Raw genomic sequence first — 21,253 nt, 5'->3', positions numbered from 1 at the left:
GCCGTCACCCCGGGTCCGAAAGCGCCCGCCCCGGGGGCCGCACCGGGCCCCCGGCAAGCCGGCGTCAGCGGCCGTTGAACGCGTCCTTCAGCCGCGAGAACAGACCCTGCTGTCCCGGCTGGAACTGGCCCTGGGGGCGTTCCTCGCCGCGCAGCTTGGACAGTTCGCGCAGCAGGCGGTCCTGCTCGGGGTCGAGCTTGGTCGGTGTCTGCACCTCGACATGCACGATGAGGTCGCCCCGGCCGCCGCCCCGCAGATGGGTCACGCCCCGGGTGTGCAGCGGGATCGACTGGCCGGACTGGGTGCCCGGACGGATGTCGACCTCCTCCAGGCCGTCCAGCGTCTCCAGCGGCACCTTCGTGCCGAGGGCCGCCGCGGTCATCGGGATCGTCACCGTGCAGTGCAGATCGTCGCCGCGGCGCTGGAAGGTGGGGTGCGGCAGCTCGTGGATCTCGACGTACAGATCGCCGGCGGGCCCGCCGCCGGGGCCGACCTCGCCCTCGCCGGCGAGCTGGATGCGGGTGCCGTTGTCGACACCGGCCGGGATCTTCACCGTCAGGGTCCGGCGCGAACGCACCCGGCCGTCGCCCGCGCACTCCGGGCACGGCGTCGGCACGACCGTGCCGAAGCCCTGGCACTGCGGGCACGGGCGCGAGGTCATGACCTGGCCCAGGAAGGACCGCGTCACCTGCGACACCTCACCGCGCCCGCGGCACATGTCACACGTCTGGGCCGTGGTGCCCGGCGCCGCGCCCTCGCCGTTGCAGGTCTTGCAGACGACGGCCGTGTCGACCTGGATGTCCTTCGTCGTACCGAAGGCCGCCTCGTCCAGCTCGACCTCGATACGGATCATGGCGTCCTGGCCGCGCCGGGTGCGCGAGCGCGGCCCGCGCTGCGACGCCGTGCCGAAGAACGCGTCCATGATGTCGGAGAAGTTGCCGAAGCCGCCGGCCCCGAAGCCGCCCGCGCCGGCGCCGCCGGACTGCGAGAGGGGATCGCCGCCGAGGTCGTAGACCTGCTTCTTCTGCGGGTCCGACAGCACCTCGTAGGCGGCGTTGATCTCCTTGAAGCGCTCCTGCGTCTTCGGATCGGGGTTGACGTCCGGGTGCAGCTCGCGCGCGAGCCGCCGGAATGCCTTCTTGATCTCATCCTGCGACGCGTCGCGGCGCACGCCGAGAACGGCGTAATAGTCCGTGGCCACCTACGACTCCGCCAGGATCTGTCCGACGTACCGTGCCACTGCGCGTACCGCTCCCATCGTTCCCGGGTAATCCATGCGGGTCGGTCCGACCACGCCGAGCTTGGCGACTGCCTCGCCGCCCGAACCGTAGCCGACCGACACCACGGACGTGGAGTTGAGTCCCTCATGGGCGTTCTCATGGCCGATACGCACCATCACGCCCGGATCCTTGGCCTCGCCCAGCAGCTTGAGGAGCACCACCTGCTCCTCAAGCGCCTCCAGGACCGGCCGGATCGTGAGGGGAAAGTCATGTCCGAAGCGGGTCAGATTGGCGGTGCCGCCGATCATCAGCCGCTCCTCGTTCTCCTCGACCAGTGTCTCCAGGAGGGTGGAGAGCACCGCCGAGACCGTACCGCGGTCCTCGGCCTCGAAGGCATCCGGCAGATCCTCGACCAGGTTCGGCACGTCCGTGAAGCGGCGGCCCGCGACCCGGCTGTTGAGCCGCGCACGCAGATCCGCCAGGGACGTCTCGCCGAACGGCACCGGGCAGTCGACCATCCGCTGCTCGACCCGGCCGGTGTCCGTGATCAGCACGAGCATCACGCGCGCGGGGGCGAGCGAGAGCAGTTCCACATGCCGCACGGTCGAGCGGGTCAGGGACGGGTACTGCACGATGGCGACCTGCCGGGTCAGCTGCGCGAGCAGCCGCACCGTCCGCGTCACGACGTCGTCGAGGTCGACGGCGCCGTCGAGGAAGTTCTGGATGGCGCGCCGCTCGGGCGCGGTCATCGGCTTGACGCCGGCCAGCTTGTCCACGAACAGCCGGTAGCCCTTGTCGGTGGGGATCCGCCCCGCGCTGGTGTGCGGCTGGGCGATGAACCCCTCGTCCTCCAGGGCGGCCATGTCGTTACGGACCGTGGCCGGGGAGACGCCGAGGTTGTGCCGCTCGGTGAGCGCCTTGGAACCCACCGGCTCCTCGGTGCCGACATAGTCCTGGACGATGGCACGCAGCACCTGGAGCCTGCGTTCGCTCAGCATCGCGCGTCCACCTCCAGCAAGTCGTCCCCGCGGCCCTTCGGGTCCTTCGCCTGGCACTCTGAGCAGGCGAGTGCCAGCTTCCCCGCCCCAGTGTACGGCCGTGGGGTACACCCCGGGCAAGGCCGGTCCCGGCGGATCGTGCCCGGCGGCTCCCGGCGCTGAGCAGGTCCAGTGAAGTCCGCTGCGGTTCGACAGCGCCCCGAAGGGGCGCGGGGCTGTACTGATATGCGGCTCCGCCGCGCGGGCGCGACCAGCCACGACGGTGCCGCAGACGACCGACGGCATATCGCGGCATGCCCAGCGGAGCGCTTAGCGTCGCCGTATGACGGCGACTTGGGAAGAGACGGGCTGGGAGCGGTTGGCGCCCGGGGTGGGGCGGTGCCGGCTGCCGGGCTGGGACTGTACGGCCGGACTGGTCCTCGGGGCGAGCGCGGCGCTCGTCGTGGACGCCGGGTCGAGCCTCGCGGAGGGCGCCCGGCTGCGCGCGGCGGCCGAGCGGATCGCCGGCCGCGGTGTGACCCATCTCGCGCTCACCCATCCCCACTTCGACCATGTCTTCGGCGCCGCGGAGTTCGCGGGGGCCGAGGTGTACGCCGCGGCCGGCATGGACGCGGTGTTCGCCCGTGAGCGGGACGGACTGCGCCGGGACGCGGTCCGCAACGGCCTGGACGCACGGCTCGCGGCCGAGGCGGCGCGCGCCCTGGCCCGGCCCGGCCACCCGGTCAGCGGCGAGCGGGCGCTGGACCTGGGCGGCGGCCGGCGGGTGCTGCTGGCGGACGTGGGCCCCGGTCACACCGCCCATGACCTGGCGGTGCTGGTCCCCGGCGAGCCGGCGGTCGTCTTCTGCGGCGATCTGGTCGAGGAGTCAGGGGAGCCGCAGGCGGGCCCCGACGCCGTACCGTCCCGCTGGCCCGCCGCCGTCGACCGGCTGCTCGCCCTGGGCGGCCCGGACGCGCTGTACGTGCCCGGTCACGGGGCGGTGGTGGACGCGGCGTTCGTCCGCGGGCAGCGGGACGCGCTGGCCGCGCGTTTCGGCGTGTCGTGATCGTCCGCTCGCGCTTTCTCCTATCGTCATCCGAATGCGCCAGTACTCACCGGACCTGACCCCGCCGTGGAAGAAGCCCCGGCCCGTCCCCGAGGTCCCGGCCGATCCCGGCCTGGTGGTGGAGGAGCCCGGCAGCGGCTTCTGCGGCGCGGTGATCCGCTGCGAGGCGGGCACGGTCACCCTGGAGGACCGCTTCGGCAAGCACCGTGTCTTCCCGCTGGAGCCGGGCGGCTTCCTGCTGGAGGGCCGGACGGTGACGCTGGTGCGCCCGGCGGCGGCTCCGGTACGGCCCACCCGTACGGCGTCAGGTTCGGTCGCCGTCCCCGGCGCACGCGCGCGCGTGGCCCGCGCCGGGCGGATCTACGTCGAGGGCCGGCACGACGCGGAACTGGTCGAGAGGGTGTGGGGCGACGATCTGCGCGTCGAGGGCGTCGTCGTGGAGTACCTGGAGGGCGTGGACGACCTGCCGGCCATCGTGGCCTCGTTCGCGCCGGGTCCGGACGCGCGGCTCGGCGTCCTGGTGGACCATCTGGTCCCCGGCACCAAGGAGTGGCGCATCGCCGAGTCGGTGACCAGCGAGCACGCGCTGGTCGTCGGTCACCCCTACATCGACATCTGGGAGGCGGTCAAGCCGTCGTCCCTGGGCATCGCCGGATGGCCGAAAGTGCCGCATGGCCAGGACTGGAAGACGGGCGTGTGCCGGGCGCTCGGCTGGCCGGACAACACGGGCGCGGCGTGGCAGCAGATCCTGTCGCGCGTACGGTCCTACAAGGACCTGGAGCCGGAACTGCTGGGCCGGGTGGAAGAACTGATCGACTTCGTCACGGCCGCCGGTGACGTCTGACGGGGGCCTCCGCGTCCGCCGGGATCAGTCCACCAGGTCCCGTACCACCGCGTCCGCCAGCAACCGCCCCCGCAGCGTGAGCACCGCGCGCCCCGTCTCGTACGGCTCCCGCTCCAGCAGCCCGTCCGTCAGTGCCCGGCGCGAGGCCGCGAGGCCCGCCTCCCGGAGGAGGTCGAGGGGTACGCCCTCGCGCAGCCGCAGTTCCAGCAGGATCCGCTCCACACGGCGGTCCTCTTCGGACAGGATCTCCCGACCGGCGCCGGGCGTGCGGCCCGCGGCCAGGGCCGCCGCGTACGCCCCCGGATGCTTCACGTTCCACCAGCGCACCCCACCCACGTGGGAGTGCGCGCCGGGGCCCGCGCCCCACCAGTCGGCGCCGCGCCAGTACAGCTCGTTGTGCAGGCAGCGGCCGGCCGCCGACGTGGCCCAGTTGGACACCTCGTACCAGTCGAAGCCCGCCGCGGCCAGGGTCTCCTCCGCGATCAGATAGCGGTCCGCGTGGACGTCGTCGTCGGTCATCGGGATCTCGCCGCGGCGGATGCGGCGGGCGAGTTGCGTGCCCTCCTCGACGATCAGGGCGTACGCGCTGATGTGGTCGGGGCCCGCGCCGAGCGCCGCGTCGAGCGATGCCCGCCAGTCGTCGTCCGACTCCCCCGGCGTGCCGTAGATCAGGTCCAGGTTCACATGCTCGAACCCCGCCGCCCGCGCCTCCGCGAGGCACGCCTGCGGGCGGCCCGGGGTGTGGGTGCGGTCGAGGATCTTCAGCACGTGCCGCCGGGCGCTCTGCATGCCGAAGGAGATCCGGTTGAAGCCGCCCTCCCGCAGGGTGGCGAGATAGGCCGGGTCGACGGACTCGGGGTTCGCCTCCGTCGTGATCTCCGCGTCCGCGGCGAGCCCGAACTCGGCGCGGATCGCGCCCAGCATCCGCACCAGGTCGTCGGCGGCCAGCAGGGTCGGCGTGCCGCCGCCGACGAAGACCGTGCGCACCTCGCGGGGGTCGTCGCCGAGCACCTTGCGGGCCAGGCGGATCTCGTCCACCAGGGTGTCCGCGTAGTTCTCCCGGGAGGCGAGCACTCCGCCCGTGCCGCGCAGTTCGGTGGCGGTGTAGGTGTTGAAGTCGCAGTATCCGCAGCGGGTCGCGCAGTACGGGACGTGCAGATAGAACCCGAGGGGCCGGCCGGCGGCCCCCAGGAGCGCGGACGCGGGCAACGCGCCGTCACCGGGCACGGGCTCACCATCGGGAAGAGCGGAAGGCATACCCCCATTCTCCAGCACCCCACCACCACGCCTGCCGCGGTGTCATGTGGCTGCCGCGCCGTCGTGGAACAGTCGCTCCCCCAAGTTCTCGGCTCCGCTCGAACAGGGAGGACCCCCATCGCGGCGGAGCCGCACATCGACACCTTCCCGCACCGAGGCCAGTCGCCTCCCGGTCCCCGCTCGGCCCTACGACTCCGCACCGGGCCATCATCTCCGGATCTCCGCACCGAGGCCGATGACCCCACGCCCCCACCCGGGCCGACAGCCCAGGGCCCCCGCCGGGGCCTTTGGCTCCGCGATCCCCGCCCGGGCCCGTGGCCCCGCGACCGGGCGACATCGCGCCGGAGCCTCCGCCCGGGCCCGTGGCCCACGCCCCCACCCGAGCCTCCCGCCCCGGCCGCCGCCGGTCGATACCCGAGCCCATGCCCCCACGACACCCCACCCGGCCCGGTCACCTCCGAGTTCCCGTACCGAGGCCGGGCGCCCCGCGATTGCCCAGCCCTTTCCCTCGCGGTCCCCGTCCTGGCCTGCGGTTCCCCGTTCAAGCGTCGGTGTGTCCCCCAGCCGGCCCGGGGTCGGTCCGTCGGCGGGCGGGCGTGCCGCACAGCCGCTCGGGCCGGTCGGTCATTCCGTCTGGAGTACCAGTAAGGCGAGGTCGTCTTCCGGGGGCTGGTCGCCGAAGTCGTGCACCAGCCTTCTGATGCGCTCCGCGATCAGCTCGGCGCTCAGCCCGGCGCAGTCGGCCAGCGCCCGCGCGAGCCCGTCGCCGTCGTCGAGCTGGCGTGAGCCGCAGCGGCGCTCGGTCACCCCGTCGGTGACGCACAGCAGGCTGTCGCCCGGCCGCAGCTCGATGGTGTCGCTGGTGTACGTGGCGTCCTCGATGACACCGAGCAGCGTCTGCGGCTGCGCCGCCGTACGGACGTCGCCGTCGGGCCGCAGGACCAGCGGCAGCGGATGACCGGCCGAGGCGAGGGTGCAACGGACGCCGCCGTCGAAGGGGACCAGTTCGCCGTAGAGGAGGGACAGGAATCGGTTCTGCGGGCCGTCACCGGGCCCCGCGGGCCGGGCACCGGCCGCGACCAGCGCGCGGGCCGCCGCGTCCGCGGCCTCCGTCGCGTCGTCCAGCAGGAGCTGGTTGAGCCGGTCGAGGACGTCGGCGACCTGGTAGCCCTCGCGGGCCAGCAGCCGCAGCCAGGGGCGGGCCAGGCCGATCACCACGGCGGCCTCGGGGCCCTTGCCCTGCACGTCGCCGACCGCGAAGCACCAGCGGCCGTCGCCGGCCGGGAACAGGTCGTAGAAGTCGCCGCTCGGTCCGCCCTGGTCGCACGGCTCGTAGACGAGCGCGCTGCGCATCCCCGGGATCTCGGCGACCGCGCCGGGCAGCAGCCCGCGCTGGAGGACGGCGCTGATGGTGGCCTGCCGCGCGTACTGGCGGGCCGCGCCGATGGCGAGGGCCACGCGGCGGGCCAGGTCCTCGACGAGTCCGGTGATCTCGTCGGGGAAGCGGTCGAGGCCGGACCGCCCGATGACCAGTGTGCCCAGCGGCCGGCCGCCCGCGATCAGCCGGTAGGCGAGCGCCGCGCCGTCGCCGGACCACGGTCCGAGGGCTTCGGCGGGCCACGGGTAGGGCTCGGGTCCGGAGCGCAGGCCCTCCCGGGGGCGTGGCGGCTCCTTCTCCAGCCTGCGGCGCAGTTCCTCGATGTGGTTCTCGCTGGCGTGCCAGACGCGGGACAGCCGCGGTCCGGCCAGGCCGGTGCCGTCCGCCCAGCCGCCGCGGACGGTGGACTCGTCCTCCAGCCACACCGCGCACCAGTCGGCGAGCCGGGGCACGATCAGCTGCCCGGTGAGCGCGGCGACCAGGCCCTCGTCGAGCTGCCCGGCGAGCAGGTCGGACGCCTCGGCCAGGAAGGACAGCGCGCCGCGGCCGAGCCAGTCGCGGCCCCGCCCGGCCCGGTGGGGCTCGGGCGCGAGGACCTCGGCGACGGCCAGTTCGCGTACTTCGGTGTACGTCTCGAACCCGTCGGGCGCCGGCCCTTCCTGTGCGTAAAGCCGCGCCCACACCGTCTTGGCGCCCCTGCGGTAGGTGACCCCCCAGGACTCGGCGAGCGTGGCGACGAGGCGCAGTCCCCGCCCGTACTCCGGGACCTCGTACGGCGATTCGGCCACGCTGTCGCGCGGCGCGCGCGAGGGGTGGCGGTCGCCGACCTCGACGACGACGGCGCCGTCGTCCTCCAGCCGGCAGACCAGTTCCACCGCGGTGCCCGCGTGGACGACGGCGTTGGTGACGAGTTCACTGACCACGATCATCACGTCGTCGGCGAGCCGCGCACAGGTCATGCGGCCGAGTTCGGCCCACTCCGCGAGCGCGCTGCCCACCAGCGCCCGGGCGGCGCTGGGCGCGAGGGGGCTGCCGGGCAGGGTCGCGCGCGACCGGGTGCGCGGGTCCGCGCCCTCCTGCGCGCCTTCGTGCGCGGGCGCGATCGGATGCGCGGACGGCTCGAAGCCATGGGAAACGGTCTCCCATTGCATCGGTATGGCCCCCATTGCCAGCTCCCCGAGCGGTTCGGTCGGTCAGGCCTCGGGCAGTCCTCAGCCGTTGCGGACAGGGTGACAGACGGATCGCGTCCATATGCACCGAGTTACCGAACTGGCCCGCCTTGCGGGAGAACCGTGCTACGGATGCGACGGGTGTGCTCGAAGTCGGACAGAAACGGCCACAACCGCGAAGGGGGCGGGACACCGAGCGTCCACGCCCCCTCCGCGGGCCGCTGCCGCGCGCGCCCCCACCCGAGCCGCCCGCCCCCGGCCGCCCGCCGGTCCGCACCGGAGCCCATGACCCCCATGACACCCCACCCCGGGCCGGTCACTTCCGAGTTCCCGCACCGAGGCCACCGGCCCCACGATCCCCCACCCAAGCCAGTCGCCTCCCGTGCCCCGCCCGGGGCCCGCGGCGCGGGGGCCGGCGCACGGGCTATGCCTCGCGCGTGCCGTCGTACATCTCGTCGATCAGATGCTTGTACTCCCGTTCCACCACGGGCCGCTTCAGCTTCAGGCTCGGCGTGATCTCACCGTGCTCGACGTCCAGGTCGCGGGGCAGCAGCCGGAACTTCTTGATGGTCTGCCACCGCTGCAGCCCCTCGTTCAGCTCCTTGACATACCCGTCGATGAGGGCGACCGTCGCGGGCGCGGCCACGACATCGGCGTACGACTTGTCCGCCAGGCCGTTCTCCTTCGCCCACTCCAGGATGGCGGCCTCGTCGAGGGCGATGAGCGCGGTGCAGAAGTTCCGGTCGGCGCCGTGCACGAGGATGTTGGAGACGTACGGGCAGACCGCCTTGAACTGGCCCTCGACCTCGGCGGGCGCGATGTACTTGCCGCCGGACGTCTTGATCAGGTCCTTCTTGCGGTCGGTGATGCGCAGATAGCCGTCGGGGGACAGCTCGCCGATGTCGCCCGTGTGGAACCAGCCGTCGGGCTCCAGCACCTCGGCGGTCTTCTCGGGCAGGTTGTGGTAGCCCTGCATGATGCCGGGGCCGCGCAGCAGGATCTCGCCGTCCTCCGCGATCCGCACCTCCGTGCCGGGCAGCGGCTTGCCGACCGTGCCGGTGCGGTATGCCTCGCCGGGGTTGACGAAGGAGGCCGCCGATGACTCGGTGAGGCCGTAGCCCTCCAGGATGTGGATGCCTGCGCCGGCGAAGAAGTAGCCGATCTCCGGCGCGAGCGCGGCCGAACCGGACACGCAGGCACGCAGCCTGCCGCCGAATGCCTCGCGGATCTTGGCGTAGACGAGCGCGTCGGCGACCTTGTGCCTGGCGGTCAGGCCGAACGGCGCGCCGGCGGTGCCGGTGCGCCGGAAGGTGTCCTGGCTGGCCTTGGCGTACTCCCGGGCGACCTGGGCCGCCCACTGGAAGATCCGGTACTTGGCGGCGCCGCCGGCGCGGGCCTTGGCCGCGACGCCGTTGTAGACCTTCTCGAAGATGCGCGGCACGGCGGCCATATACGTCGGCTGCACGACCGGCAGATTCTCGATGATCTTGTCGACGCGGCCGTCCACCGCGGTGACATGACCGACCTCGATCTGGCCGGAGGTGAGCACCTTGCCGAAGACGTGCGCCAGCGGCAGCCACAGGTACTGCACGTCCTCGGCGCCGATCAGCCCGGTCGCGGCGATCGCCTTCGCCATGTACGACCAGTTGTCGTGCGGCAGCCGCACGCCCTTGGGGCGGCCGGTGGTGCCGGAGGTGTAGATGAGGGTGGCCAGCTGGTCGCCGGCGATCGCCGCGACCCGGTCCTTGACCAGCTCGGGGTTCTTCTCCAGACGGTCGGCGCCGCGCTGCTCCAGCTCGGCCAGGGTGAGCACCTTGTCGCCGGTCTCGACGCCGGCCGCGTCCAGCACCACCACATGGGTGAGGTCGGGCAGTTCGGCGCGCTTCTCCTCCACCTTGGCGAGCTGGGCGGCGTCCTCGGCGATCAGGACCCGGCTCCCGGAGTCGGAGAGGATGAACGCCGACTCGTCGGCGTTGGTCTGCGGATAGACGGTCGTGGTGGCGGCGCCGGCGCACAGGATGCCGAGGTCGGCGAGGATCCACTCGACCCGGGTCGAGGAGGCGAGCGCGACCCGCTGCTCGGGCTCGATGCCCAGCTCGATCAGGCCCGCGGCGATCGCGTAGACCCGTTCGGCCGCCTGCGCCCAGCTCAGCGACTTCCACTCGTCCGGGCCCTGGCCTGCGGGGGGCACCGGGTAGCGGTATGCCTCGGCGTCCGGTGTGGCCGCGACGCGCTCCAGGAACAGGTTCGCCACGGACGGCGGACGGTTCTCGATCAGTGTCTGTGTGTCGCTCACGACATCCTCCGGGGCCCGCGACGGTGCGGCTGGCTCAGTGCGTCTTGGTGCACCCGCGGGCCGCGCGTCCGGGCCGCCGCCCGGCGTTGTTTAACCCGCGAGTAACTATCGAGCAGAGATCAGGGTAGAGCCCGGTCCGCCGACGCGTAAGGGGCGGCGGCCTGTCACTTCCTACAGAGAGCGACCTTACGCACGCGTAGGGGCCCGCCGCACTTTCACACGACGGACCCCCGTTGGTCCCGGTTTGCCGGCGGACCCGGCCGCGGCCGGGGTTACTTCTTGCCCTTGCCCGACCCCGCGCTGTCATCGCTGGACAGCACGGCGATGAACGCCTCCTGCGGAACCTCCACGGAACCCACCATCTTCATCCGCTTCTTGCCTTCCTTCTGCTTCTCCAGCAGCTTCCGCTTACGGGAGATGTCACCGCCGTAGCACTTGGCGAGGACGTCCTTGCGGATGGCGCGGATGGTCTCGCGGGCGATGACCCGGGAGCCGATGGCCGCCTGCACCGGCACCTCGAAGTTCTGCCGCGGGATCAGCTCCTTGAGCTTGGCGACCAGCCGCACCCCGTACGCGTACGCCTGGTCCTTGTGGGTGATCGCCGAGAAGGCGTCGACCTTGTCGCCGTGCAGCAGGATGTCGACCTTCACCAGGGAACTGCTCTGCTCGCCGGTGGGCTCGTAGTCGAGCGAGGCATAGCCGCGGGTCTTGGACTTCAGCTGGTCGAAGAAGTCGAAGACGATCTCCGCGAGCGGCAGCGTGTAGCGGATCTCGACGCGGTCCTCGGACAGATAGTCCATGCCGAGCAGGGTGCCGCGCCGGGTCTGGCACAGCTCCATGATCGCGCCGATGAACTCGGTGGGCGCGAGGATCGTGGCCCGTACGACCGGCTCGTACACCTCCTCGATCTTGCCCTCGGGGAACTCGCTCGGGTTGGTCACGACATGCTCGGAGCCGTCCTCCATGATCACGCGGTAGACCACGTTGGGGGCGGTGGCGATCAGATCGAGCCCGAACTCGCGCTCCAGGCGCTCCCGGATCACGTCGAGGTGCAGCAGGCCGAGGAAGCCGACGCGGAAGCCGAAGCCGAGGGCGGCCGAGGTCTCCGGCTCATAGACCAGCGCGGCGTCGTTGAGCTGCAGCTTGTCCAGGGCCTCGCGCAGGTCGGGATAGTCGGAGCCGTCCAGCGGATAAAGGCCCGAGAAGACCATCGGCTTCGGGTCCTTGTAGCCGCCCAGCGCCTCGGTGGCGCCCTTGGACTGGCTGGTGATCGTGTCACCGACCTTGGACTGGCGGACGTCCTTCACGCCGGTGATGAGATAGCCCACCTCGCCCACGCCGAGCCCGTCGGCCGGCAGCATCTCGGGCGAGTTGACGCCGATCTCCAGCAGCTCGTGGGTGGCGCCGGTGGACATCATCCGGATCCGCTCGCGCTTGTTGAGCTGACCGTCGACGACCCGGACGTAGGTCACGACACCGCGGTAGGAGTCGTAGACCGAGTCGAAGATCATGGCGCGGGCGGGAGCGTCCTCGACGCCGACCGGGGCCGGGATCTCGGCGACCACCTTGTCCAGCAGCGCCTCCACGCCGAGGCCGGTCTTGGCGGAGACCTTCAGCACGTCGCCGGGCTCGCAGCCGACCAGGTTCGCCAGTTCCTCGGAGAACTTCTCCGGCTGCGCGGCCGGCAGGTCGATCTTGTTCAGCACCGGGATGATCGTGAGGTCGTTCTCCATCGCCAGATACAGGTTGGCGAGGGTCTGCGCCTCGATGCCCTGGGCGGCGTCCACGAGGAGGATGGTCCCCTCACAGGCGGCGAGCGACCGTGAGACCTCGTACGTGAAGTCGACGTGCCCAGGGGTGTCGATCATGTTGAGGATGTGCGTGTTGCCCGGGTCGTGGCTCGGGGCCCACGGCAGACGCACCGCCTGGGACTTGATCGTGATGCCACGCTCACGCTCGATGTCCATGCGGTCGAGATACTGAGCACGCATCTGCCGCTGCTCGACCACGCCGGTCAGCTGGAGCATCCGGTCGGCGAGCGTGGACTTGCCGTGGTCGATGTGCGCGATGATGCAGAAGTTGCGGATCAGAGCCGGGGCGGTACGGCTCGGCTCGGGCACATTGTTAGGGGTCGCGGGCACGCAGGGTCCTGTCTCTTGAGGCGCCTTATGCCTCGGGTCGGATCGATACGTAGCCTCCATGGTCCCACGGGCGGGGACCGTGCACGGGTTTGGGCTGGCCGCGGGGCCACTGGTACCGTGAGTGGCTGTGCCTCATGCCCGCTCGGCGCGGGGCACGTCCCAAGAGATCATCGGTACGGGACCCGTTGGGGGCCCGTACCAGAACCTGAAAAGGCTCATTCGTGGCGAACATCAAGTCCCAGATCAAGCGGATCAAGACCAACGAGAAGGCCCGGCTGCGCAACAAGGCCGTCAAGTCCTCCCTGAAGACCGCGATCCGCAAGGCCCGCGAGGCCGCTGCCGCGGGTGACGTCGAGAAGGCCACCGAGTACCAGCGCGCCGCCGCGCGCCAGCTCGACAAGGCCGTCTCCAAGGGCGTCATCCACAAGAACCAGGCCGCCAACAAGAAGTCGGCCCTGGCCACCAAGGTCGCGTCCCTCAAGGGCTGAGTCAGCCCCGACTTGACCGCCGGAAGGACCAAGAGCGGGCCCTCTCTCATCCGCCCCCGACCGGCACCCCGAGTTCCGTACGCGGCCTGCGTTCGCCACGCGGGTACGGACTCAAGCTGCTCGATCCGTGGGCCCCGCCGCCCCGCCCTTCCCCAGGGCCGGACGGCGGGGCCTCCGGCTGTCCGGGATGGGCCAAGCGCTCTGTCGGATCGGCACAGCCCCGCGCCCCTTCGGGGCGCTGTCGAAACGCGAGGGTCTTCGCCGGGCCTGCTCAGCCGCGGCCTCTTGAGCGTGCCGCTCGGGCGATGGTCACCACCGCTTTCTCCAACGCGTACTCGGGATCGTCCCCGCCTCCCTTCACTCCGGCGTCCGCCTCGGCCACCGCCCGCAGGGCCGCCGCCACCCCGTCGGGCGTCCACCCGCGCATCTGCTGCCGCACCCGGTCGATCTTCCACGGCGGCATCCCCAGCTCCCGGGCGAGGTCGGCGGGCCGCCCGCCCCGCGCCGACGACAGCTTTCCGATCGCCCGCACGCCCTGCGCCAGCGCACTGGTGATCAGCACCGGAGCGACCCCGGTCGCCAGCGACCAGCGCAGCGCCTCCAGCGCCTCCGCCGTACGCCCCTCGACGGCCCGGTCCGCCACCGTGAAGCTCGACGCCTCGGCCCGGCCCGTGTAGTACCGCCCGACGACGGCCTCGTCGATCGTCCCCTCGACGTCCGCGACCAACTGCGCCGCCGCGGACGCCAGTTCCCGCAGATCGCTGCCGATCGCGTCGACCAGCGCCTGGCACGCCTCGGGCGTCGCCGACCGGCCGAGGGTGCGGAACTCGCCTCGTACGAAGGCGAGTCGGTCCGCCGGCTTGGTCATCTTCGGGCAGGCCACCTCCCGCGCCCCCGCCTTGCGCGCGGCGTCGAGCAGCCCCTTGCCCTTGGCTGCGCCCGCGTGCAGCAGCACGAGCGTGATCTCCTCGGCCGGCGCCCCCAGATATGCCTTCACGTCCTTGATGGTGTCGGCCGAAAGATCCTGCGCGTTGCGTACGACCACGACCTTGCGCTCCGCGAAGAGCGACGGGCTGGTCAGCTCGGCGAGCGTGCCGGGCTGTAGCTGGTCCGGTGTCAGGTCACGTACGTCCGTGTCGGCGTCGGCGGCCCGGGCGGCGGCCACCACCTCCCGCACGGCACGGTCGAGCAGGAGGTCCTCCTGGCCCACGGCAAGCGTCACCGGGGCGAGAGGGTCGTCTTGAGCGGTCTTTCTGGCCATCGCACCAAGCATCGCACGCACCACTGACAACGCGGACGTAGAGCGGCTTCAGAGGCGCCAGGCACCGAAGCCGGGGGCGTGGGTGGCGAGGCCGGGGCGTGGGCGGCGGAGCCGGATATGGGAGGGCCAGGAGCGTAGGCCAGGAGTGCAGGCGGCGGGGCCGGTGCAGGCGGCGGGGGGTCGGGTGCCGGGCCTGGGTCGAAGCGGCGGGGGCCGGATGTCGGATTCGGGGCGCCAGGAGCTGATGCAGGGACGGCGGAAAACGGGACCGGGTACCAGGAGCCCAGGCCAAGACGGCGGAAGGCGGACCCCCGAGGCCGAGGCCAAGGCTGCGGGGCCGGGGCCTGATGCCTGGTGTGGGGTGCCGGAGGCCGAAATGGGGGGCCGATGCCGTCGGTTCTGGGTGCCGGGGCGCAGACGCCACCGGGGCCCGGTGGCGGACGTCTGGGCACAAGTGCCGTGGGAACCAGGTGTCGGGAATCAGGGCGCGACTGCCGTTCGAACCGGGTGTCTGGAGCCGTCGGTGGCGACGCCGCCGGTCGGTGTCGAGAAGCGGCGGGAGGCGCCAGTGGTGTCAGGGGTGGGCGTCGTAGGCCGGTGGGGGTTGTCAACGCGTCGCGTGCGGCAAGCCCCGGGGGCTACGGCTCCTCGCGCCAGCCGTCCCACTGTGCCGCGAGCGTGTCCAGTTCCGCCGGGTCCAGCCGGTTCTCCGCGTCCCGCAGAACGACGAGCCACTGCGCGTCCTCGGCGTCGTCCTCGCCGGCCAGTGCGTCCCGCACCAGCTGAGGCTCCTCCGCGACGGCGAACCGTTCCGCGAGCGCCTGCGCCACCTCCCGCGCGGCATCGCGGTCGGGCAGCACCAGCACATGTCTCACATCGCTCACGGAGCCATTGTCCGGCAGCCCGGCCCCACCGGAGCACCGGGGCGCACGTCAGCTCTTGGGCACGAGCTGCACATCCAGGTCGATCTTGATGCTGGGCCCGACCACGGCGATGCCCCGCGCCAGCATCGTCTGCCAGCTCACGGTGAAGTCGTCCCGGTGCAGTTCCGTCCTGGCCCGGCAGGCGGCCCGCACCTCGCCCTCCATCCCGTTGCCGAGCCCGAGGTATTCGGTGTCGAGGGTGACCGTACGCGTCACACCGTGCAGCGACAGCGCGCCGGTGACGGCCCATCGGCTGCCGCCCCGGTGCACACACCGCTCGCTGTAGAACTCCAGCGTCGGAAAGCGCTGCACGTCGAGGAAGTCCGCCGAGCGCAGATGGTCGTCGCGCATCCGCACGTTCGTGTCGATGGACGCCGCGTCGATCACCACGTGCATCGCGGACTGCTCCACCGGATCGGCGATCCGCACCGCCCCGGCGAAGGTGTTGAACCGCCCGTGGATCCGGGCCAGTCCGATGTGCCGCGCGGTGAAGCCGATCGAGGAATGCGTCGGTTCGATCTCCCAGTCGCCCGGCGCCGGCAGATCCGGTCCCGGGGCCACCTGGAGCGTCACATCGCCCAGCGAGGCCAGCGAGTTCTCGCCGACCAGCGTGGTCGCCCGGTAGGGCGCGTAGCCCTCCGCGGAGACCGCGAGCCGGTACTCGCCGGCCGGCACCGTCGTCACGAACGACCCGTAGGGGTCCGTTCCGCCGGTGACCACCGTGCGCCCCATGGCGTCGCTGACCGCGAACTCCGCGTGCGCGACCGGTTCGTGGACCGGGTCGAGGACGCGGCAGCTGAGCACTCCCGCGTCGGGTGGGGTCTTGACCGCCGCGAGCGGGCTCGCCCGGTGCACCCGGTTGGTTCGGTTTCCCAGCCAGCGGCCGAACATCTACGACACCTCTGTGCGCCTCGACATCAAACAGTTGCCGAAGAAGCATTCGATCACTGATGCGGCTTTCGAGGCAACACGCGCCCACATCGCGGGAATCCAGCACATGTGATGGGACTGCGTACAACTGACATCAACTGACCGTCTGTGAACCGAATTAGCCAAGCAGGTTCCTATTTCGCACAGTCAACCCACAGGGAAACTCCCCTCGCCCTGCGGGGGTCTGGTGACCAGACAGGACCGTACGAAGTCCTGGACGACCGGGTCGGTGTCGTCGGCGGGGGCCCAGGCGACGGCGACCCGGCTGGGGCTGACGCCGCTGACCGGGCGGTAGACGATGCCCGGGCGTGCGTAGTAACGGGCGGCGGACTCCGGGGCGAGGGCGATGCCGTAGCCGTTGGCGATCGCGCTGAGCCAGTCGTCGGGCCGGTCGGTGACGGCGCCGATGCGGACCGGGTGGCCCTCGCGTTCGTCGGCGGCCAGCCAGTAGTCACGCCAGGCACCGGATTCCGGGGGTGCCGCCACGAACGGCTCGTCCCACAGGTCCCGGAAGGGGATCGGATCGCGCCCGCTGAGGGGGTGTCCCGCGGGCAGCGCGATCCAGCGCGGCTCGCTGAAGAGCACCGCGAGCCGCAGGTCGTCCTGTCCCGGGAAGGGCAGCCGCAGCAGGGCGACGTCCGTGTCGCCGTCGGCGAGCCCCGCGGTCGGGTCCGACCAGGCGGCCTGTCGCATGTCGGCCCGCCAGCCCGGCCGGCGGCGGGCGAACTCCGCGACGATGCGCTGGGTCGCCTCGTTGGCGGCGCTGGCCATGAAGCCGACCCGCAGAACACGGGCCGCCCGGTCGGCCGTGCCCTTGGTCTCCCGCAGCAGCCGGTCCCAGTCGGCCAGCAGCGCCGGAGCGCGCGCCGCCAGGGTGCGGCCCGGCGCGGTGAGGCTCATCCCGGCCCGGGACCGGGTGAACAGCCGTACCCCGAGCCGGGTCTCCAACTGCTTGATCTGCTTGGTCAGGGCCGGCTGGGAGAGGAACAGGCGCTCCGCCGCACGCGTCAGGCTCCCCGTGTCCGCCACGGCGACGAAGGAGCGCAGCAGCCGGGTGTCCACATCCATTCTTTCAGGTTATAGATGCAGGTATTGGACGCCAAACCGGAGATCTACAAGGCTGGTCGCGACAAGCGGGCAGGGGTCGGGCCGCCGGCCTCCGCGCCACCGGCGCCCCGGCCCGCCCTCACGATGTGCTCGGCCTACAGGGGAGGCATACATGTCCACCGCCTATGTGATCGTCACCGTCGTCGCGATCGCGGCCAACGCCGGGATCGCCCTCGCGGACCTCCTGGGGGCCGGGTTCGTCCTCGCCAACTCGGCCGAGGTGGGTCTGCCGCGGCCCTGGCTCCCGTGGCTCGCCGCGGCCAAGGCCGCCGGGGCGGCCGGACTGCTGCTCGGGCTTCTCGGCGCCCGGCCCCTCGGCGTGGCATCGGCGGTGGGACTCGTGCTGTTCTTCGTCGGCGCCGTCGCCGCACACGTCCGCCTGCGCGTCTACCACAACATCGCCTTCCCCCTCGGCTACCTCGCCCTCGCCGCCACCGCCCTCGCCCTCGCCGTCAGCCACTGAGCGCTCCGCTGGAAATGCCGCGATCTGCCGTCGGTCGTCCGCGGCACCGTCATGGCTGGTCGCTCCCCCAAGTTCTCGGCTCCGCTCGAACAGGGGGGACCCCATCGCGGCCAAGCCGCATATCGACACAGCCCCGCGCCCCTTCGGGGCGCTGTCGCACCGCAGCGGACTTCACTGGGCCTGCTCAGCGCCCGAGGACCGCGCCTCCCGGGCATCGGCGCTCGCCGGATTCGTCAGGATCGCGCTCGCGACGACGTCGAAGAGATGACCGGCGCGTGGCGCGAGCGCGGGCTGATCGCCGAGCCACGCGAGCATGGCCACCAGCGCGAAGAGATCGGCGCCGTCGATATCGCTCCGCGCCACGCCCGCCGCCTGGGCGCGGTCCAGGAGCCGCGCACCTGCCGCGCGCAGGGTGACGCACGAAGCGTGGAGCGCGGATTCGGTGTCCTCGATGGCGGCCGCCATCAGCACGGTCACGCCTCGGTACTCGGTTGTCCACGCGACGCAGTCCCGCAGCCACGAGACGAGAGCGTCCTCGGGCGTGCTCGACGTTTCGAGTTCGGCCGCCTTCGCCGTCAGCTCGTCGAAGTTCGTGCGGAGCAGGGCGTCGAGCAGCGCCTCGCGCGTCGGGAAGTGACGGAACAGCGTCGCGAGCCCCACGCCGGCCCTGCGTGCGATGTCCCGCAGGGAGGTGTCGGCGCCCTGCTCGGCGATGACGGCGCCCGCAACGGCGAGCAGGTGGTCGTGGTTCTTCCTGGCGTCGGCCCGCATCTGTCCCTCTCGGCTGTCCGGCTTGAGCGATCGGCTTGACTCACCGGATCAGTGATCCGTATTCTCGGATCACTGATCCGGATAATTTGGATCACTGATCCGTTAAGCGTAATCCCACGGCGGGGACAGGAGAAGGCGATGCCGACCCACACGATGAGGGCGATCCGGTTGCATGAGCACGGCGGCCCCGAGGTGCTGCGCTACGACGAGGTGCCGATCCCCGAACCGGGGCCGGGCGAGGTGCTCGTTCGCGTGCACGCGGTCGGTGTCAATCCTCCGGACTGGTACCTGCGCGGCGGGCTGACCAGGATGCCCGGGTCGGAATCGACGGTCAGCCTGCCGGTGATTCCGGGGACGGACGTGTCCGGCGTCGTCGAGGCCGTCGCCGCGGACGTGGACGGCCTCGCCGTAGGTGATGAAGTCTTCGGCCTTCTGCGTTTTCCCAGCTTCGACGGCAGCGCATACGCCGAGTACGTGGCCGCGCCCGCGGCGGACCTCGCTCGCAAGCCGGCCGGCATCGACCACGTGCACGCCGCCGGGGCGCCCATGGCAGGGCTGACGGCGTGGCAGTTCCTGATCGAGCTGGGACACGATCACCCGTCGCCCTTCCAGGCGGCGCCGCATCGCCCGACGGCGCTCGACGCCGGCACGACGGTGCTCATCAACGGCGCCGCGGGCGGCGTGGGGCACTTCGCCGTTCAGCTGGCGAAATGGAAGGGCGCACGGGTCATCGCGGTGGCGTCGGGCGGGCATGAGGCGTTCCTGCGCGAACTCGGCGCCGACCAGTTCATCGACTACACCAAGAGCCGGCCCGAAGAGCTCGTGCACGATGTCGACCTCGTGCTCGACACCGTCGGTGGCCCGCACAGCAGTCGCTTCCTGCGCACGCTCAAGCGCGGCGGCGCCCAGTTCCCCGTGTTTCCCGGGGACTTCGACGAAGAGGAGACCGCGAAGCTGGGCGTCACGGTCTCAAGCGCCCAGGTCCGCTCGAACGGCGCGCAGCTCGCCGAACTGGGTCGCCTGCTCGACGCGGGCACGGTGCGCGTCGCGGTGGACAGCATGTTCCCGCTCGCACAGGCCCGAGCGGCCCACGAACGCGCCGCCCGAGGCCACATCCAGGGCAAGATCGCACTCACCGCCGCCTAGAACGCCCTTGGGGCACCGCTGCCTTTGGGTACCGCGAGGCAAGAAGGAAGAAGCCGGTCGAAGAACCCACTCCGACCGGCTCCCATGTCCCGCGTCCCCGTCAGCTGTACACCACCCAGAGCTGCACGTCGATGGGCCTGTTGTCATAGCACCACCAGCTCAGCCACCGGCCGTGGAACTCCCCGTTGGCGCCCACGCTGGTGCACTCGGACAGGGTCGAGTACCTGCCATAGAGCACCGCCGGCCCCGGCGCCTTCAGAAAGTCCCGTGTGGTGGTCACGTGGCCCGCAGCCGATATGGCCGTGGAGGTGGGTGCCGCGGACGATTCGGTCGCGGTGGTGGCGAGCCCCGCCCCGACGGTGGCCATGACGACGGCCGCACTCGCGAACAGACGCTTCATGTACAACTCCCCTGGTCAAAAGTCGTAGCGGCGAGACCTCACCGCCCTGGACCGCCACTCCAAAGTGCCTGCCCGGCCTTGGCCAAACCTTGAAAGAAACTTGCTCCGGGCATGCGCATTCGCCCACCCACAGCGCGGCGGTCGCTTCTCTGCGCGACGGTCCCAGGCGCCCGGTCGAACCGGTCGTAGCCCGGCTGCCCGGGACGCGGAGCCCGTACGTGGTCGCCGGCGGTGCGGATAACCGGTGGTCACGGGTGAGCGCGTCCAGCACAGTGGGGCCATGACGATCTCCGGAGCCCCGTTCATGCCTGGCATCGAGCTGTCTGAGGTCTTCTACGAGGAGGCGGTGGAGCCGATCCTCCGGGATGCGTTTCCCGGGCTGCGACACGCGGCCGCTCGGATCGGCAGCGGTTCTGAAGTGCTGGGCTTCGACACACCGCGGTCCGCAGATCATGAGTGGGGCCCGCGGCTGGAGATCTTCCTGACGGCCGAGGACAAGGCGCAGCACGGTGCCGCGATCCGCCGCACCTTGGCTCATGAGCTGCCGAAGCACGTTCGGGGCTGGCCCACCCACTTCGAGGAGAGCGACGATCCACTGGATCCCGTCGGGCGTATGCAGGTGACCGACGGCCCGGTCAACCATCGCGTGGCCGTGTACGACGTGGACGGATGGTTTTCCGCGCGGCTCGGAGTGCGTTCCGCCGGTGCGGAGCTGACCACTCCTGAATGGCTGGCAATGCCGCAGCAGCGGCTCGCCGAGGCCACGGGTGGGGCGGTGTTCCATGACGGGCTCGGTACTCTCACCGACGTCCGGCGGCGGCTGGAGTGGTATCCGGGCCAGGTATGGCGGTATCTGCTGGCCTGCCAGTGGCAACGCATCTCGCAGGAAGAAGCGTTCGTGGGACGCTGCGCGGAAGTCGGTGACGACATCGGGTCGGCCGTCGTAGCCGCTCGTCTGGTGCGTGATCTGATGCGCCTCTGCCTGCTGCTGGAGCGCCGCTACGCCCCCTACGGCAAGTGGCTCGGCAGCGCCTTCAACCAACTCCCTTCGGCGAAGTCGCTCAAGCCGACTCTTCGTGCCGCGCTGGCGGCGACAGACCACCGGACCCGTGAGGCGCACCTGTGCGACGCCTATGAGTCCGTCGCTGCCTTGCAGAACGCGTCCGGACTCAACACGCCGGTGGACCCGAGGCGGCGGCCCTACCACTCGCGCCCGTTCCAGGTGCTGCGCGCCGAACGTTTCGCGCAGGCTCTCGCGGCGACGGTCACGGACCCGGATCTTCGGACGTCGGCACTTGTGGGAAGCGTGGACCAGTGGGCAGACAGCACTGACCTGCTCAACCGGCCCCAGGCCCTGCAGGCCGCGGCACGCGCTCTCACATCAGAGTGAAGTTAGATCAGCTCCCTTCGCCGAGC

General features: G+C 71.5%; 18 protein-coding genes. 6 read left to right on the top strand and 12 right to left on the bottom strand.

All coding sequences use genetic code 11. The annotated features are described in order from the left end of the window. Window positions 1–64 precede the first annotated feature (64 nt). Entirely contained in the window at window positions 65–1,201 is a 1,137-nt protein-coding gene (gene dnaJ / locus AC27LF_RS15225; protein ID WP_479660134.1) for a molecular chaperone DnaJ, read from the bottom strand. Continuing rightward, on the bottom strand, window positions 1,202–2,218 hold the full coding sequence (gene hrcA, locus AC27LF_RS15220) for a heat-inducible transcriptional repressor HrcA (RefSeq protein ID WP_404033288.1): 1,017 nt from the start codon (window positions 2,216–2,218) through the stop codon (window positions 1,202–1,204). A 322-nt stretch (window positions 2,219–2,540) separates the two neighbouring features. On the opposite strand from hrcA, the gene AC27LF_RS15215 reads away from it, so the two are divergent. Together AC27LF_RS15215 and AC27LF_RS15210 are read left to right on the top strand one after the other, a co-directional pair. Beyond that, window positions 2,541–3,263, top strand: a complete 723-nt coding sequence (locus AC27LF_RS15215) for an MBL fold metallo-hydrolase (protein ID WP_479660135.1) — start codon at window positions 2,541–2,543, stop codon at window positions 3,261–3,263. Between the two features lie 34 nt (window positions 3,264–3,297). After that, entirely contained in the window at window positions 3,298–4,107 is an 810-nt protein-coding gene (locus AC27LF_RS15210) for a DUF3097 domain-containing protein (RefSeq protein WP_479660136.1), read from the top strand. 24 nt (window positions 4,108–4,131) lie between these two features. Here AC27LF_RS15210 and hemW read toward each other — a convergent pair whose 3' ends face one another. From hemW to lepA, 4 genes are all read right to left on the bottom strand, one after another. Continuing rightward, a complete protein-coding gene (hemW, locus tag AC27LF_RS15205; protein ID WP_479660137.1) occupies window positions 4,132–5,364 on the bottom strand; it encodes a radical SAM family heme chaperone HemW in 1,233 nt (410 codons plus the stop codon). A gap of 624 nt (window positions 5,365–5,988) precedes the next feature. Then, the gene (locus tag AC27LF_RS15200; protein ID WP_479660138.1) at window positions 5,989–7,908 is read right to left on the bottom strand and encodes a SpoIIE family protein phosphatase; all 1,920 of its coding nucleotides are present in this window, start codon (window positions 7,906–7,908) and stop codon (window positions 5,989–5,991) included. 427 nt (window positions 7,909–8,335) lie between these two features. Then, window positions 8,336–10,207 carry an AMP-dependent synthetase/ligase gene (locus AC27LF_RS15195; RefSeq protein WP_479660139.1) on the bottom strand — a complete coding sequence of 624 codons (1,872 nt, stop codon included), beginning with the start codon at window positions 10,205–10,207 and terminating at the stop codon, window positions 8,336–8,338. A 272-nt stretch (window positions 10,208–10,479) separates the two neighbouring features. Beyond that, window positions 10,480–12,348: a translation elongation factor 4 gene (lepA, locus tag AC27LF_RS15190; RefSeq protein WP_479660140.1), complete on the bottom strand. Its 1,869-nt coding sequence runs from the start codon at window positions 12,346–12,348 to the stop codon at window positions 10,480–10,482. Window positions 12,349–12,569: 221 nt separating this feature from the next. On the opposite strand from lepA, the gene rpsT reads away from it, so the two are divergent. After that, window positions 12,570–12,836, top strand: a complete 267-nt coding sequence (gene rpsT, locus AC27LF_RS15185) for a 30S ribosomal protein S20 (protein ID WP_030172934.1) — start codon at window positions 12,570–12,572, stop codon at window positions 12,834–12,836. A gap of 271 nt (window positions 12,837–13,107) precedes the next feature. On the opposite strand, the gene holA is transcribed toward rpsT, so the two are convergent. From holA to AC27LF_RS15165, 4 genes are all read right to left on the bottom strand, one after another. Then, window positions 13,108–14,097 (bottom strand): DNA polymerase III subunit delta, encoded by a 990-nt coding sequence (gene holA, locus AC27LF_RS15180; RefSeq protein ID WP_479660141.1) that lies wholly within the window; start codon window positions 14,095–14,097, stop codon window positions 13,108–13,110. Window positions 14,098–14,735: 638 nt separating this feature from the next. Then, complete coding sequence (locus tag AC27LF_RS15175) at window positions 14,736–14,981, bottom strand: hypothetical protein (protein ID WP_479660142.1); 246 nt, start codon at window positions 14,979–14,981, stop codon at window positions 14,736–14,738. A 48-nt stretch (window positions 14,982–15,029) separates the two neighbouring features. After that, the gene (locus tag AC27LF_RS15170; protein ID WP_479660143.1) at window positions 15,030–15,911 is read right to left on the bottom strand and encodes a YceI family protein; all 882 of its coding nucleotides are present in this window, start codon (window positions 15,909–15,911) and stop codon (window positions 15,030–15,032) included. 186 nt (window positions 15,912–16,097) lie between these two features. Further along, window positions 16,098–17,018 (bottom strand): LysR family transcriptional regulator, encoded by a 921-nt coding sequence (locus tag AC27LF_RS15165; RefSeq protein ID WP_479660144.1) that lies wholly within the window; start codon window positions 17,016–17,018, stop codon window positions 16,098–16,100. Between the two features lie 151 nt (window positions 17,019–17,169). On the opposite strand from AC27LF_RS15165, the gene AC27LF_RS15160 reads away from it, so the two are divergent. Next, window positions 17,170–17,520, top strand: a complete 351-nt coding sequence (locus AC27LF_RS15160) for a DoxX family protein (protein ID WP_479660145.1) — start codon at window positions 17,170–17,172, stop codon at window positions 17,518–17,520. A gap of 171 nt (window positions 17,521–17,691) precedes the next feature. Here the strand turns inward: AC27LF_RS15160 and AC27LF_RS15155 are convergent, their stop codons facing one another. Continuing rightward, window positions 17,692–18,291 (bottom strand): TetR/AcrR family transcriptional regulator, encoded by a 600-nt coding sequence (locus AC27LF_RS15155; protein ID WP_479660146.1) that lies wholly within the window; start codon window positions 18,289–18,291, stop codon window positions 17,692–17,694. Window positions 18,292–18,429: 138 nt separating this feature from the next. On the opposite strand from AC27LF_RS15155, the gene AC27LF_RS15150 reads away from it, so the two are divergent. Beyond that, window positions 18,430–19,437: an NADP-dependent oxidoreductase gene (locus AC27LF_RS15150; protein WP_479660194.1), complete on the top strand. Its 1,008-nt coding sequence runs from the start codon at window positions 18,430–18,432 to the stop codon at window positions 19,435–19,437. A 100-nt stretch (window positions 19,438–19,537) separates the two neighbouring features. Here the strand turns inward: AC27LF_RS15150 and AC27LF_RS15145 are convergent, their stop codons facing one another. After that, entirely contained in the window at window positions 19,538–19,837 is a 300-nt protein-coding gene (locus AC27LF_RS15145) for a hypothetical protein (protein WP_479660147.1), read from the bottom strand. Window positions 19,838–20,117: 280 nt separating this feature from the next. Between AC27LF_RS15145 and AC27LF_RS15140 the strand changes: the two genes are divergently transcribed. Next, entirely contained in the window at window positions 20,118–21,227 is a 1,110-nt protein-coding gene (locus tag AC27LF_RS15140; RefSeq protein ID WP_479660148.1) for a DUF4037 domain-containing protein, read from the top strand. Window positions 21,228–21,253 lie beyond the last annotated feature (26 nt).

The organism is Streptomyces diversicolor (assembly GCF_057537855.1).
Note: the sequence above shows the minus strand (reverse complement) of the source record. Positions and strands in the feature narration are given on the sequence as shown.